Here is a 13,466-nt window from a genome sequence, read left to right on the forward strand (position 1 = left end):
TTCCGATTACCCTGAAAAAGGCAGAAGATTCCGGACGTCAATCATGTGTGGACGTGAGACCAGTGACCACTCCCACCAGCTCCCGCAAGCGCAGCACTTCAGCGACGGCACGGTCGTCGGCGCGCGGCGCCGGCAAGTCGGGCCGGAGCCAGGCCACATCGAAGAGCAAGACCCCATCGAAGGCCCCGTCGAAGGCCCCGTCGAAGACCGCGGCCGCTTCCAAATCCGCGCAGCCGGGGAAGACGAAGGCGGCGAAGAGCACACAGAGGTCGAAGACGGCCAGGGCGGCGAAGTCCGCGAAGCCCACCCCCCAGAAGGGGGACCACCGGATCACCATGACGATCCCCAGCCTCGGCCACGTGGCACACGCGACGCGGCTCGACCGCGCCGCGAGCGCGACCCATCTCGACCGGGTCGACGGTGACCGCGTCGGCCGCGCCGCGAAGAGCGCGGCGAACGTGGCGCTGATGCCGATCGCGGCGGCCCGCCGCGTACTGCCCGCCAAGGGCGGCCTCCCGCTGTACGCGGGGCTCGGCGTGCTCGGCGTCGCCGAGGTCATCGAATGGCCGGTGGCCCTGGGCGTCGGCGTCGGCTACGCGGTGCTGCGGCGCGGCGGAGTCATGGCGCCGCCGTCCAAGACCCGCAAGGCCTGACCACAGCGGACCGCAACCGGCCACAACGGACCACAGTCGACCCGGCCGCCCGGGACCCGGGCCCGGTGGGCGCGTCCCCTCAAGGACGCGCCCACCGGGCCCGCCCGCGCGAGCGATGCCCGCTTTCCCCGATCAGCGACACCTTTGACCGTTTTCCTCAGACCACACGGGCGGGAAACGGGCAGAAGTTGACCATAAACAGGCAGCGGCAAGCAGTCGAAACGTTGGTATATACCATGAAGCGCATCTAACACCCGTCACTAGAACCGTCGCCCGACCCGGTTCCAGGGCCGGTCCGGTGGCTGGTGGCAGGGCCTTGACCTCAGCTTTTCCGGTTCCCCCACGACCACGCCGTTGTTGAGACAACAGAAAGCGGTACTCTCCATGGCTCACCCTCACCCCCCTCAAGCCGCCCGCCGCGTGCCCGCACAGGCATCATCCGGCTTAACCCATGACCGAAACCGGACCCGCGCCGTGACCGGACGCAACGCCACCGGCATGGCCACCCTCGCCCTGGACCTCCAAGTCCTCGCCGGGGACGAGGACTTCTTCCGGCACTTCGGCGGAACCTCGGCGGAGCTGTGCGGACGCAATCTCTTCGACCTGCTCCACCCCAGCGCCCCCGCCGTCCTGCGGGAGCACTTCCTGCGGCTGCACGACGGGCGCCGGACCCGCTTCACCGAGCGCGTGGTCGGCCACCGCGCGGGAGGCCGGGTGTTCTCGGGCGAGTTGACGGGTACGGCCGTCCAGGGCCCGTCCGACGCGCCCGCCGCGATCGTTGTCCTGGTCAAGCCGGATGACGAGAAGGCCGAGGACGACGCCCCCGCCCAGCGCCGCAATCTGCTCTCGCCACTGGAGGCACAGATACTGGAGGGCGTGGCCACCGGCGCCTCGACCGTGCAGATGGCCGCCAAGCTTTATCTCAGCCGCCAGGGCGTCGAATACCACGTGGGGTCGATGCTGCGGAAGATGAAGGCGCCCAACCGCGCGGCCCTGGTCTCACGCGCGTACGCGGCGGGCATGCTGACCGTCGGCACCTGGCCCGCCCGGGTCCGCCCGGATTTCGTCAAGTGACCCCGCCATGACGTGAGTACGGCGGGTCCCGTACGGCGATGCGCCGCACACGCCGACGTTTGCGGTGCGGCCGGGTCAGGAGTGTTCCGGCTGGCAGTGCGGGCACCAGGTGCTGGTCCGGCCGACGATCTTTCCGCGGCGCAGCGGGCGGCCGCAGCGCGGGCAGTGCGGATCGGGGTCGTCGCGGTGGCCGGTGAGCCAGGACGGCCGGGGCGGCACCTGGCCCGCCCGCACGGAGGTGCGCAGCACCCCGCGCAGCGCGGTGTGCAGCCGCCGCCGCTCGTCGGGGCCCAGGTCGCCCGTCCGGCTCTTCGGATGGACCCGGGCCCGCCACAGGATCTCGTCGCCGAGCAGATTGCCGAGCCCCGCGACGACGGACTGGTCGGTCAGGGTGGCCTTGACCTGTCCGCGCCGCCCTTCGAGCAGGGTGTCCAGCTCCGCCCTGCCCAGCGAGAGCGCGTCCGGGCCCTGCTCGCCGAGGATGCGGTCGACGTCGGCGTCGGTGGCGGCGAGCCACAGGCCCCGCAGCTTGCGCTGGTCGTGGTAGCGGAGCTGATGGCCGTCGTCGAGGGTGAGGACGACGCGGCCGAACCGCTCGGGCGGATCGTCCGCGGAGCGGCACACCAGCCCGCCGGTCATGCCGAAGTGCAGGATGAGCGTGGGGCCCCCGGCCGGGGCGATCAGCCACTTGCCGTGGCGCCGCGGAGCCTCGAACCGGCGGCCCTCCAGCTCGCGCTTCAGCCGCCCGGCGGTGACCCCGCGCAGCACCCCCGGATCGGCCACCTCGACGCGCTCGATCCGGCGTCCCCGCGCACAGGAGGCCAGTGTGCGACGGAAGCCCTCGACGTCCGGCAGCTCGGGCATAGCGCCAGATTACGCCCGGCCCCGGAGGGCGGCTCGGGGAACGACGGCCCGGAAATGAAGGTGAGGAAAACCAAAACTTTGCATGAGTCGGATAAAGTACCTGGTTATGCGATTCATCCGCTCCGGACCGGGAGCGAGCGGTCGCAATCAGACGCTTTTCGCGATCGCGCGCTGCCTGCCGTTCGTGGTCATGGCGGCGGTGGTCACCATCGAGCTGACGCCCGCGCATGTGCTCTACACCGGTCCCCTGCTCACCCCGGCCCCGGCGCTGGCCGCGGTGACCATGGGCCCGGTCGGCACCGGGGGCGTGGTCCTGCTGGCCGCGGGGATCAGCGCGCTCACCGCCACCCACAACCACGCCTGGGGCTCCCAGCAGGTGTACGCGAATCTGCTGGCGCTGCTCGTGGTGTCCGTGGCGAGCGTGGCGAGCAGCGCCATCCGCGAGCACAGGGACCGGGAGCTGAGCCAGGTCCGCCGGATCGCCGAGGTCTCCCAGAACGTGGTGCTGCGGCCGCTGCCCGCCCGGATGGGCGGGGTGCGCACCGCCAGCGTGTACATGGCGGCCGAGCGCGGGGCGCAGATCGGCGGCGATCTGTACGAGGCGGTGGGCACCCGCTACGGAGTGCGGCTGATCGTCGGGGACGTACGCGGCAAGGGGCTGGCCGCGGTGCGGTCAGCGGCGGCGGTCCTGGGCGCGTTCCGGGAGGCCGTGCACTACGAACACGATCTGATCGAGGTGATGCGGCGCTGCTCGGCGGCGCTGGGCCGCGAATACGATCTCCTGGACCGCTCCCGGCTCCAGGACTGGGACGAGCGGGCCGAGCAGTTCGTCACCGTCCTGCTCGCCCAGGTGGTGCCCGACACCTCCCTGATCGAGCTGATCAACCGTGGCCATCCCCCGCCACTGGTGCTGCACGACCGTAAGGTGCGGACGCTGGGCCCGGTGCGCCCGCTGCCGCCGCTCGGCCTGGACGAGTTCCTGACCCCGCCCCCGATCGGCGTCGAGACCTTCCCGTTCGCCGGCGGTGACCGGCTGCTGCTGCACACCGACGGGGTGCTGGAGGCGCGCAACCACTGCAACGAGTTCTTCCCGCTGCCGCAGGCCATGGAGACCGTGGAGGGCGCCACCCCGACCGAGTACCTGGACCGGCTGCGGCACGCGCTGGTCCACCACGCCGAGGGGCGGCTCGCCGATGACGCGGCGATGATCCTCGTCGAGCGGGCGGCGGGGGCCGAGCCGGGGTGGCGCTCCGGCTCCTGAGGCCGCCCGAGGCCCCCTGAGACCGGGCTACGGCACCGGGGCGCCGAACTCCTCCACCGCGGCCGCCACGATCGCCTCCAGCCGGGCGTGGTGGGCGCCGCGCCAGTAGACGCGCGCACAGGCCGGGCAGCGGGCGAACACGTCGTAGGTGCTCCGCGTGCCGTGCTCCAGCTGCTCGTGGACCGTGTCCTTGTCGGCGTCCTCCAGCGGGCCGTTGCACGCCGTGCAGCGCGTCCACGGGGCGAGGGACGGGGCGAACCGGCCCAGGACGTCGCGCAGTTGTTCATCGGGCCGGTCGCTGTAGACATACGCCCCGGCCCACAGCTCGCGCCGCCGCAGCAGCCCCCGGTCGCGGGAGAGGAGCACCCGGCACTGGGCCGCGGAGCGGGCGGCGAGCGCGGGGTCGCCGATGTCCTCGCTCTCGTACGCCGCGTCGACGCCGAGCAGCCGGAGGCGGCGCGCGAGGGTGCCCAGATGGACGTCGAGCAGGAAGCGCAGCGGCGCGCCCGGGACGCGCTGCGGCCGGAGCACCGGGTGCACCTCCACGGACTCCCCCGCCCCGGGGACATGGGAGACCGCGGTCTCCCGGCCGTCGACGAGCAGCGCGCCGACCTCGGTGAGCGGGACCCCGAACGACTCGACGACATGGCCGAGGGTGGACGCGCCGTCGGTGGTGACGGCCACGCGGGCCCGGCGCCGTTCGGAGGTGGCGAAAAGCCGCAGTTCAGGGGCGAGGCTGAGGTGGATCTCCGGTCCGTTCACACCGCCAGCATGCCAGGCGTGACCGGCCCCGGGCGACGGTGTATCCGCCCCGGTCGGACGCCATGGTCTCGGTGTCGGGCGCGGCGTCGGGCGCGGCGTCGGGCGCGGCGTCGGGCGCGGCGTCGGGCGCGGCGTCGGGCGCGGCGTCGGGCGCCGCCTCGGACGCCGCCTCGGACGCCACGTCGAGCGGCGCCTGAGGCACCCCGTCGGGCGCCGCCTCAGGCGCCGCCGGAGCGCTCCAGACGCCGTCGTTTGCGGCGCCAGGTCACCAGCCGCAGATACTCCTCGTGCAGCAGTCGGCCGACGAGCGCGCCGCCGAACACCACGAAGCCGACACCGACCAGCCAGGACTGCACGACGAGCACGGTGCCGACCGGGCCGTAGGACACCGCGCTGGAGGCGATCAGCGGCGAGAACACCAGCCGGGAGAAGATCCGCAGCCCCCACAGCCCGACGCCCGTGGCCAGGGCGCCCGGCAGCAGGGCACCCCAGCTGATCCGCCCGCCGAGCAGCAGCCGCTGCGACCACCAGAAGAAGAGCACCGTGCCGACGACGGCGACGGCCAGCCGGGTGGGCCCGGGGCCGAGGTGGGACGACACCAGGAGGTAGACGATGAGCACGACGAGCCAGACCAGATGGCGCCACGCGGTGTGCCAGCGGCCGGGAGGCAGCTCCCACACCTTCTCGTAGCCGGTCTGCACCGCCCCGCAGAAGGTCAGCCCGAAGAGGGCCAGCGTGGCCAGACCGAACGCGGTGGTGGTCTCCAGCGACCGCTTCGGCGGGGCGAACAGGTCAAGAACCTCGTCCCGTGAGGTGGCGGACACCCCGAGCCCCTCGGCGAGCCACTGGGCGAAGCCGTGGCGGTTCACCGGATCGGCCGCGGCGACCACGATCAGCAGCGGCACCAGAGTGAGGAAGCCGAGCGCGGCGAAGCCCAACGCCCGGTGCATCAGCTCGAATTCGCTGCCCCTGCGCCATCCCCGCCCGGCCGGGGAGCGGTGGAACAGGCGGTGCAGCCGCCGGAACCGCGAACGGTGGCGGGAGGAGTCGGGGGACTGCTCGGACATGCCACTCCCACTCCCCCACCACCGGTTCATGCGATATGCCCCAGTAAGTCGCGCATCGTCCAGCGTACTCAGTGCGGATGCCCGTGCAACCCACGGTGTCCGGCGGCCCCTCCCCCGGCGGCGGCACTGTGCCAGAATGTGAGAGGAAAGCTGACTCGATGAACGGGCCCGGGAAGCAGCGGACGCCTGCCGGAGAGCTGTTCGCCGAGGGCGGTGCGCTCGGCAGGGTGATGAGCGGAATCGACTGGTCGGCGACGTCCCTCGGCAGCACTGACGCCTGGCCTCCACGGCTGGTCGAGGCGTTGCGCATCGTGCTGTTCACCGAGCAGGCGATGGCCGTGTTCTGGGGCCCCGAGTACACGATGCTGTACAACGAGGGGTACGCGGAGATCATCGGCTCCAAGCATCCGGCGGCGCTGGGCCGGTCCGGCCGGGACGTCTTCCCGGAGAACTGGGAGCTGTCCGCCGGTCCGCTCTTCGATACCGTCCGGGAGAGCCGCAAGCCCTCCCTGGTGACCGACCGGTCCTTCGTCCTCCAGCGCCGCGGTTTCCTGGAGCAGTCCTACTTCGATGTGTCCTTCCAGCCGCTGCTGCTGGAGGACGGCGCGGTCGGCGGGGTGCTGTGCGTGGTCACCGAGACCACGGCGCGGGTGCTCAGCGAGCGGCGGCTGCGGCTGCTGGCGGGGCTCGGCGCCCGGACGGCCGGGCTGCGCACCCCGCAGAACGTCGCCCGGACGGTCGCGGAGATGCTGGACATCCACCGGGAAGACGTCCCGTTCACCGCCTTCTACCTGGTGCCCGCGCCCGGCAGGCTCCAGCTCGCCGCGTCCGCCGGCGTCCCGGCGGAGGCCGCCCAAGCGGTCCGGGAGCTTGCGCTGGACCGGATCGAGGAGGCGGCGAGCCTGGAGACGCGGCTGGCGGCCGTCGTGGGCGACGCGGCACCGGCCCGGCTGCCGGGCGCGCTGTTCTCGATGCCCGGGGAAGAGGCACTGGCCCATCCGCTGGTCCGGTCGGGCGCAGTGGAGGGCGTGCTGGTGATGGGCGTCAATCCGCGGCTGCCCGCCACCGCTCCCTACCAGGACTTCTTCGAGGTGCTGGCGGCCACCGTCGGGGCGGCCCTGTCGGCAGCCCACACCCAGCAGGAGCAGCGGCTGCGCGCGGAGACACTGACCGAGCTGGACCGCGCCAAGACGGTGTTCTTCTCCAACATCAGCCATGAGTTCCGCACCCCCCTCACCCTGATCCTCGGCCCGGTCCAGCAGGCGCTGGCCGACGAGGACCGCCCCGAGCGGCGGTCCCAGCTGGAGCTGGCCGAGCGCAGCGCGCTGCGGCTGCTGAAGCTGGTCAACACGCTGCTGGACGCCTCCCGGGTGGAGGCCGGAGGGCTCAAGGGCACCTTCGAACCGGTGGATCTGTCCCGTACCACCGCCGAGCTGGCGGCCATCTTCCGCTCCTCCTTCGAGGTGGTCGGGCTGACCCTGGAGGTGGACTGTCCGCCGCTGCCCGAGCCGGTCCACGTCGACCGGGAGATGTGGGAGAAGATCGTCCTCAATCTGGTCAGCAACGCGCTGAAGTTCACCTTCATCGGCGGGGTCACGGTACGGATGGCCGCCGCGGGCCACCACGCCCGGCTCACCGTGAGCGACACCGGCACCGGTATCCCGCCCGAGGAGCTGCCCCACCTCTTCGAGCGCTTCCACCGGGTGCGCGGGGCGCGGTCCCGGTCGTACGAGGGCAGCGGCATCGGGCTGGCGCTGGTCAAGGACCTGGTCGAGCTGCACTCGGGCACCATCGCGGTGACCAGCGTCCCGGCCCGGGGCACCGAGTTCACGGTGGAGATCCCCTTCGGCACCGCGCATCTGGAGGGCGCGGGGAGCGGGGCACCGTCCGTACGGGGCGGCACGGGCGAGGCCGAGCGCGCCGCCGCCTACGCCCAGGAGGCGCGCCACTGGCTCGACACCGCCCCGCCCGAGCCCCTGACGGCACAGTCCCCGGCGACGGCGGCCCCGCCGCGTCAGGCCCCGGCCGAGGCCCCGGTCGAGGCGCGGCTTGAGGCCCCGTCCGAGATCCCGCCCGAGACCCCGCTTGAGGCGCCCGAAGCCCCCGGCGACGCCTACGCCCCGGGTCCGCCGGAGGAGCCCGCCCCGGTCCGGCGGCCGCGGCTGCTGGTCGCCGACGACAACGCCGACGTACGGTCCTATCTCGGCGATCTCCTCGGCCGGGAACACGACGTCCTCCTCGCGGCCGACGGCCGGGCCGCGCTGGACATCGCCCTCTCCCGCCCCGTCGACCTGGTGCTGACCGATGTGATGATGCCGCAGCTGGACGGCTTCGGGCTGGTGCGGGCGCTGCGCGCCGACCCCCGGACCACCCGGCTGCCGATCATCATGCTGACCGCGCGCGCCGGGGAGGAGGCCACGGTGCGGGGGCTGGGCGCGGGTGCCGACGACTACCTCGCCAAACCCTTCTCGGCGCGTCAGCTCCTCGCCCGGGTCGGCGCCAACCTGGAGCTGTCACGGCTGCGCGAGCGGGTGCTCAGCGACAGCCGACGGCAGGCGGACATGCTCACCTCGCTGTCCCAGGCGAGCCTGCTGCTGTCCGACACCCTCGATCCGCCGCAGGTCCTGGACACCGCCCGGGAGCTGCTCATCCCGGCCCTGGCCGACGAGATACGGGTCCGGCTCGCCGACCCCCGCGCCGAGCGCCCCCTGTACGCCGCCGGGGAGCCCGTGGCGCCGGACGACCGCATGGACCGGGCCCTCGCCGACACCCTCCTCGCGGGCGCCACCCACGAGGCGCCCGCCACCGGCGACACCATGCTCTCCGTGCCCCTGCTCGCGCACGGCCGGATGCTGGGCGCGCTGGCCGTCGCCCGGCGCGAGGGTGCGTACACCATGGCCGACCGGCAGTATCTGCGGGGCGTGGCCGGGCGGCTGGCCCTCGCCTACGACAACGCGGCCCGCTTCCGCAACGAGCGCCACCTCGCGATGACCCTCCAGCGCGCCCTGCTGCCCCAGCATCTCCCCCAGATGCCGGGGCTGCGCACCGCCTCCTACTACGAGGCGAGCACCAGCGGCGCCGAGATCGGCGGCGACTGGTACGACGTCATCGCGCTGCCCGACGGCGAGATGGGGCTGACCATCGGCGATGTGATGGGCCATGACGTGGACGCCGCCACCGTGATGGGCCGGTTGCGCTCCACCCTGCGCGGCTTCGCCCTGGACCGCGCCTCCCCCGGTGTGCTGCTCGGCAAGCTGGACGCCTATCTGCGCTCCCTGGACGTCGAGCACTTCGCGACCTGCCTGTACGCGGTGTACGAACCGCGCACCCGCCGCCTCCGGTACGCGGCCAGTGGCCATCTGCCGCCGCTGCTGGTGGCGGGCGGGACGACGAGCTTCCTGGAGCTCTGCCCCAACGCCCCGCTGGGCCTCGCGCACGAACCCCCGGTCGGCCACGAGACGCGGCTGCCGCCCGGCGCGGGGCTGCTGCTGTTCACCGACGGGCTGGTGGAGAACAGCCAGCTGCCCCTCGACGACGGCCTGGCGGCGCTGCGGCGCGCCTGCGACGGGCTCGCCCCGCCCGCTCTCGCCGACCCGCAGACGATCATCGACCGGGCGCTGGGGCTGCTGGACATACCGGGCCGGGTGGACGACGACACGGCGCTGCTGGCCGCGTCAACTCCGTAACGGACGCTGTGCCTGACCGCCCTTCGCGACCGGTTCGCCGGTGTCGGCGTCGAGGACGCTGACCCGCACCGCGGGCTCCCGTACCGCGTCCCGGCTCGCCGCCGCGTCCAGCGCGAAGAGCACCACCACCGGTCGGGCGGCGTCGCCGTGCGCGTGGACCCCGGCGTACTGGAGGATGCGCCAGCCGCCGTCGTCCCAGTGGTCCAGCAGCGCCGACCGCACCAGGGGCGAGGTGCTCTGCCAGGCGAGCGAGTGTTCCAGCAGCTCGACCGTCGCGGCCACCGGCACCCGCGCCCCGGCCCCCGTCCCGGTCAGGGGGTTTCCGGTGAGGCGGAGGCGCAGCCTGCGCCACGGCGTCCGCCACCGGCGATCGGCGGAGAGGGCTACGAATCCGGCCACCGCCACCAGGGCGCAGCAGCCGGTGGCGGCCGGGTGGCGCGAAGCCGTGACCCACCAGGGGTGCCGGGCCAGCGCCACGGCGACACCGCCCGCCGCCACCACGGCGGCGCGGGCGAAGGCCCTGGCCCCCACCGGCCCGTCGTCCCGCGCCGTACAGCCGCACGAGGCCCCGGGCGCGGCGGCCCGGGCGTAGCCGAGGTAGCCGAGGAATCCGGCGCCGAGCGCGGCGACCGCCGCCCCCGCGGCCACCGAGGGCGCCAGCACCAACAGCGCGGCGCACAGCAGGAGTTCGAGGGCGCCGAGGCCGCGCAGGGCGAGCGCCGCGCGGCCGCCACCGCGCAGCAGCCGGGCCAGCGCGGTCCGGTGCGCCGAGCGGGCCGTGCCGTGGCCGGAGAGCTTGCCCGCACCCGCCGCCCCCAGCACCCCGGCGAGCAGTGGCGCGGCGAGGTCGAGGGCGACGGGGCCGAGGGTGGCGGTGCTCATCGGCGGTGCCCCGCGCCCGGCCCGACCGCCACCCGGACGATGTCCACGGAGTCGTCGGACGGCCGCCAGGCGCCGAGCACTTGGGCGCCCTGCCCGATGCGCAGCCCGGACAGGTCGGCGGTGGGCGCGGCGCCGGAGTACGAGGCGCTGGAGGTGTCCGGGATCAGGTTGCCGACGATCTCGTGGGTTCCGTGCGCCAGGTGCAGCCGGGTCTTCTCGATGCCGCGGATGGTGGTGTGGAGGTTCACGATGTTCACCCACACCGCGTCGGCGGCGACCGTGCCGTCGGGCATCGGGACGCCGCGCGCGTAGAGCCCGTCGCCGGTCTCGACCGACGCGGCGGTGGTGGCGCGTACCTTCCAGACGCTGGTGGCGCCGGTGAGCCGGACCCGGGCGTAGTCGCCGTAGGAGCCCGCCACTTCCAGCACACCGCCGTCGATGGAGGTGATCCGCCCCTCCACGAAGGCGCTGGTGGGGACCGCCGGGTCCAGGGGACGGCGCAGGGGCGCGGCGAACACGGCGTCGGCGTCCACACCACCCAGCGCGGTCGCCCCGATGACGCCCGTGCCGACGACAGTGGCGCCGCGCAGCGCGGCGGCGGTGAGGAAGCGGCGGCGGTCGAGGGGGTCGGCGATCCGGTGTGCGCTCATCGCCCGCGCCTCACTCGTAGAGGGAGACCGGCAGGGTGCCGGTGCTGAGGCTGCCGATGGCGGAGAAGGCGGCGGGGGTCAGGTCGATGACGCGGTTACTGCGGCAGACGCCGTCGCAGCAGCTGGACTCGCCGCAGAAGCTCCGGGTGCGCGGTCCGCAGTCGCTGACGGTGACGCAGACGGACGCGCCGGAGCACAGGTGGCGCACCTTGATGGCCGAGCCGCAGCCGCGCCGCGGCAGGTTCTCGCCGCACAGATCCGGCCGGGTGAGGTCCCAGCACGCCTTGGACGCGTGGGGCCAGGCGGCTTGCAGGGCGCTGGACTTGCAGGTGCCGCAGGCGCCGCCGCCCGCGGCGGCACACGGGCCCCAGGCGTTGCCACAGCAGAACCAGGTGGCTTCACCGTTCGCGAGACTGGTCGATCCGCACGCCATGCGGTCATCATGCGCGGGCCCGCGGGGGCCCGCCACGCGAAGGCGTCCGATCCGGCGGTGCGCTGGGGCGCACGGGTCCGATCCGGCGGCGGGTCGCGGCGCACCGGGGCGCCGTCAGAGCCCTTCGACGATGGTGACGTTCGCCTGGCCGCCGCCCTCGCACATCGCCCCCCATCCCCAACGGCCCCCTCGCACCGCTCGGCCCCAGGGGGCCTCACGGGCTTCGGCTGTCTGCGCCGGACTCCGTCCGTCAAGCGGTGGCCCCCCGCTCGCCCTCACAGCCGCTCAATGATCGTGACGTTGGCCTGGCCGCCGCCCTCGCACATCGTCTGCAGGCCGTAACGGCCGCCGGTGCGCTCCAGCTCGTGCAGCAGCGTCGTCATCAGCTTGGCGCCGGTCGCGCCCAGCGGGTGGCCCAGCGCGATCGCGCCGCCGTTGACGTTGACCCGCTCCGGGTCGGCGCCGCTCTCCCGCAGCCAGGCCAGCACCACGGGCGCGAACGCCTCGTTGATCTCCACCAGGTCGATGTCGGCGATGGTCATGCCGGTCTTCTTCAGCGCGTGCGCGGTGGCCGGGATCGGCGCGGACAGCATCCGGATCGGGTCCTCGCCGCGCACCGAGAGGTGGTGGACGCGGGCGCGCGGGGTCAGTCCGTGTTCCCGCACCGCCCGTTCGGAGGCGACCAGCAGCGCGGCGGCGCCGTCGGAGACCTGGGAGGAGAGCGCGGCGGTGAGGCGGCCGCCCTCCATGAGCGGGGCGAGCGCGGCCATCTTCTCCAGGCTGGTGTCCCGGCGCGGCCCCTCGTCCGCGCGGACGTCCCCGTACGGGACCACCTCGCGGTCGAAGCGGCCCTCGTCGATGGCGCGGAGCGCGCGCCGGTGGGAGCGGAGCGCGAACTCCTCCATCTCCGGGCGGCCGATCCCCCACTTGTCGGCGATCAGCTCGGCTCCGTAGAACTGGCTGACCGGCCGGTCGCCGTACCGCGCCCGCCACCCCTCGGAGCCCGCGAAGGGCCCCTCGGTCAGCCCCAGCGGCTCGGCCGCCTGTCGGCTGGCGAAGGCGATCGGCACCTGCGACATGTTCTGCACCCCGCCCGCGACCACCAGGTCCTGGGTGCCGGAGAGCACCGCCTGCGCCGCGAAGTGCAGGGCCTGCTGGGAGGAGCCGCACTGCCGGTCGACGGTCACGCCCGGCACCTCCTCGGGCAGCCCGGCGGCCAGCCAGCAGGTGCGGGCGATGTCCCCGGACTGCGGGCCGACGGTGTCCAGGCAGCCGAAGACGACGTCCTCGACGGCGGCCGGATCGGCGCCCGAGCGCTCCATCAGCGCACGCAGGACGTGCGCGCCGAGGTCGGCCGGGTGGACGGACGCCAGCCCGCCCTTGCGGCGGCCGACGGGGGTCCGTACCGCTTCGACGATGAATGCCTCGGCCATGGTCACTCCTTACGGTTCAGTGTCGGGGGGTGATGCCGTCCAGGACCATCGACACGTACTGGCGGGCGATCTCCTCGGGGCTGTGCTGTCCGCCGGGCCGGTACCAGGACGCGGCGACCCAGACGGTGTCGCGCAGGAAGCGGTAGGCCAGCCGGGCGTCGAGGTCGGCGCGGAACACCCCGTCGGCCACGCCGCGCTCCAGCGTGCCCAGCCAGGCCTGTTCGAACCGGCGCTGCGAGTCGGTGAGGTAGCCGAAGCGGGGCAGGGCGGCGAGCTGCCGGGACTCCTTCTGGTAGATGGCGACGGCGGCCCGGTGCCGGTCGATCTCCCGGAAGGACTCGGTGACGAGCGCCTCGATGGTCTCCCTGGGGCCGAGCCCGGCCCGCAGCACGTCCTCGTACCCCGCCCACAGCTCGTCGAGGAAGGCGGAGAGGATCTCGTCGACCATCGACTCCTTGGAGTCGAAGTGGTAGTACAGGCTGCCCGCGAGCATCCCCGCCTCGTCCGCGATCCGGCGGACGGTGGTGGCGTTGTAGCCCTGGGCGGCGAACACCTCGGCCGCCGTCGCGAGCAGTTCGCGGCGCCGCTCGGGGGACGGGCTCACGGTGGTGGTCTTCTTGCTGTTCCCGCTGATTTTCGGCACGTTCCCATTCTCGCCTCACGGGTGCCGGGCTCCTGGGCGCCGGGCTCACGGCGGCCGG

The 13,466-nt window shown here is 73.7% G+C and carries 14 protein-coding genes; 4 read left to right on the forward strand and 10 right to left on the reverse strand.

Annotation, left to right across the window (positions count from 1 at the left end):
* Window positions 1-37 precede the first annotated feature (37 nt).
* On the reverse strand, window positions 38-337 hold the full coding sequence (locus ABZ370_RS09710; protein WP_358618627.1) for a hypothetical protein: 300 nt from the start codon (window positions 335-337) through the stop codon (window positions 38-40).
* On the opposite strand from ABZ370_RS09710, the gene ABZ370_RS09715 reads away from it, so the two are divergent.
* Together ABZ370_RS09715 and ABZ370_RS09720 are read left to right on the forward strand one after the other, a co-directional pair.
* Window positions 336-653: a hypothetical protein gene (locus ABZ370_RS09715; RefSeq protein ID WP_358618628.1), complete on the forward strand. Its 318-nt coding sequence runs from the start codon at window positions 336-338 to the stop codon at window positions 651-653. The two genes, ABZ370_RS09710 and ABZ370_RS09715, sit on opposite strands and share 2 nt — an antisense overlap.
* A 474-nt stretch (window positions 654-1,127) precedes the next feature.
* On the forward strand, window positions 1,128-1,727 hold the full coding sequence (locus tag ABZ370_RS09720; protein WP_358618629.1) for a LuxR C-terminal-related transcriptional regulator: 600 nt from the start codon (window positions 1,128-1,130) through the stop codon (window positions 1,725-1,727).
* Between the two features lie 75 nt (window positions 1,728-1,802).
* Here the strand turns inward: ABZ370_RS09720 and ABZ370_RS09725 are convergent, their stop codons facing one another.
* On the reverse strand, window positions 1,803-2,591 hold the full coding sequence (locus ABZ370_RS09725) for a DNA-formamidopyrimidine glycosylase family protein (protein ID WP_358618630.1): 789 nt from the start codon (window positions 2,589-2,591) through the stop codon (window positions 1,803-1,805).
* Between the two features lie 106 nt (window positions 2,592-2,697).
* Here ABZ370_RS09725 and ABZ370_RS09730 point away from each other — a divergent pair, with 106 nt between their 5' ends.
* A complete protein-coding gene (locus ABZ370_RS09730; protein WP_358618632.1) occupies window positions 2,698-3,852 on the forward strand; it encodes a PP2C family protein-serine/threonine phosphatase in 1,155 nt (384 codons plus the stop codon).
* A 27-nt stretch (window positions 3,853-3,879) separates the two neighbouring features.
* Here ABZ370_RS09730 and ABZ370_RS09735 read toward each other — a convergent pair whose 3' ends face one another.
* From ABZ370_RS09735 to ABZ370_RS09745, 3 genes are read right to left on the reverse strand one after another with little or no spacing between them, the layout of a single operon-like run.
* Window positions 3,880-4,614 carry a Mut7-C RNAse domain-containing protein gene (locus ABZ370_RS09735; RefSeq protein WP_358618633.1) on the reverse strand — a complete coding sequence of 245 codons (735 nt, stop codon included), beginning with the start codon at window positions 4,612-4,614 and terminating at the stop codon, window positions 3,880-3,882.
* Window positions 4,577-4,816: a hypothetical protein gene (locus ABZ370_RS09740; protein ID WP_358618635.1), complete on the reverse strand. Its 240-nt coding sequence runs from the start codon at window positions 4,814-4,816 to the stop codon at window positions 4,577-4,579. Before ABZ370_RS09740 ends, ABZ370_RS09735 begins: the two co-directional genes overlap by 38 nt.
* A gap of 16 nt (window positions 4,817-4,832) precedes the next feature.
* Window positions 4,833-5,681: a ribonuclease BN gene (locus ABZ370_RS09745; RefSeq protein ID WP_358618637.1), complete on the reverse strand. Its 849-nt coding sequence runs from the start codon at window positions 5,679-5,681 to the stop codon at window positions 4,833-4,835.
* A 158-nt stretch (window positions 5,682-5,839) separates the two neighbouring features.
* On the opposite strand from ABZ370_RS09745, the gene ABZ370_RS09750 reads away from it, so the two are divergent.
* Window positions 5,840-9,367: a SpoIIE family protein phosphatase gene (locus ABZ370_RS09750; RefSeq protein WP_358618638.1), complete on the forward strand. Its 3,528-nt coding sequence runs from the start codon at window positions 5,840-5,842 to the stop codon at window positions 9,365-9,367.
* Here ABZ370_RS09750 and ABZ370_RS09755 read toward each other — a convergent pair.
* From ABZ370_RS09755 to ABZ370_RS09775, 5 genes are all read right to left on the reverse strand, one after another.
* Entirely contained in the window at window positions 9,356-10,249 is an 894-nt protein-coding gene (locus ABZ370_RS09755) for a MauE/DoxX family redox-associated membrane protein (protein WP_358618639.1), read from the reverse strand. The two genes, ABZ370_RS09750 and ABZ370_RS09755, sit on opposite strands and share 12 nt — an antisense overlap.
* Complete coding sequence (locus tag ABZ370_RS09760) at window positions 10,246-10,899, reverse strand: cell wall protein (protein ID WP_358618641.1); 654 nt, start codon at window positions 10,897-10,899, stop codon at window positions 10,246-10,248. Before ABZ370_RS09760 ends, ABZ370_RS09755 begins: the two co-directional genes overlap by 4 nt.
* A 10-nt stretch (window positions 10,900-10,909) precedes the next feature.
* Window positions 10,910-11,332, reverse strand: coding sequence for a septal ring lytic transglycosylase RlpA family protein (locus tag ABZ370_RS09765; protein ID WP_358618642.1), 423 nt, complete (start codon window positions 11,330-11,332; stop codon window positions 10,910-10,912).
* Window positions 11,333-11,607: 275 nt separating this feature from the next.
* A complete protein-coding gene (locus ABZ370_RS09770; RefSeq protein WP_358618644.1) occupies window positions 11,608-12,765 on the reverse strand; it encodes an acetyl-CoA C-acetyltransferase in 1,158 nt (385 codons plus the stop codon).
* A gap of 16 nt (window positions 12,766-12,781) precedes the next feature.
* Window positions 12,782-13,408, reverse strand: coding sequence for a TetR/AcrR family transcriptional regulator (locus ABZ370_RS09775; protein WP_358618645.1), 627 nt, complete (start codon window positions 13,406-13,408; stop codon window positions 12,782-12,784).
* Between the last annotated feature and the right edge of the window lie 58 nt (window positions 13,409-13,466).

This window comes from Streptomyces sp. NPDC005962 (assembly GCF_040629205.1).
In the GTDB taxonomy this organism is placed as follows: Bacteria; Actinomycetota; Actinomycetes; order Streptomycetales; family Streptomycetaceae; genus Streptomyces.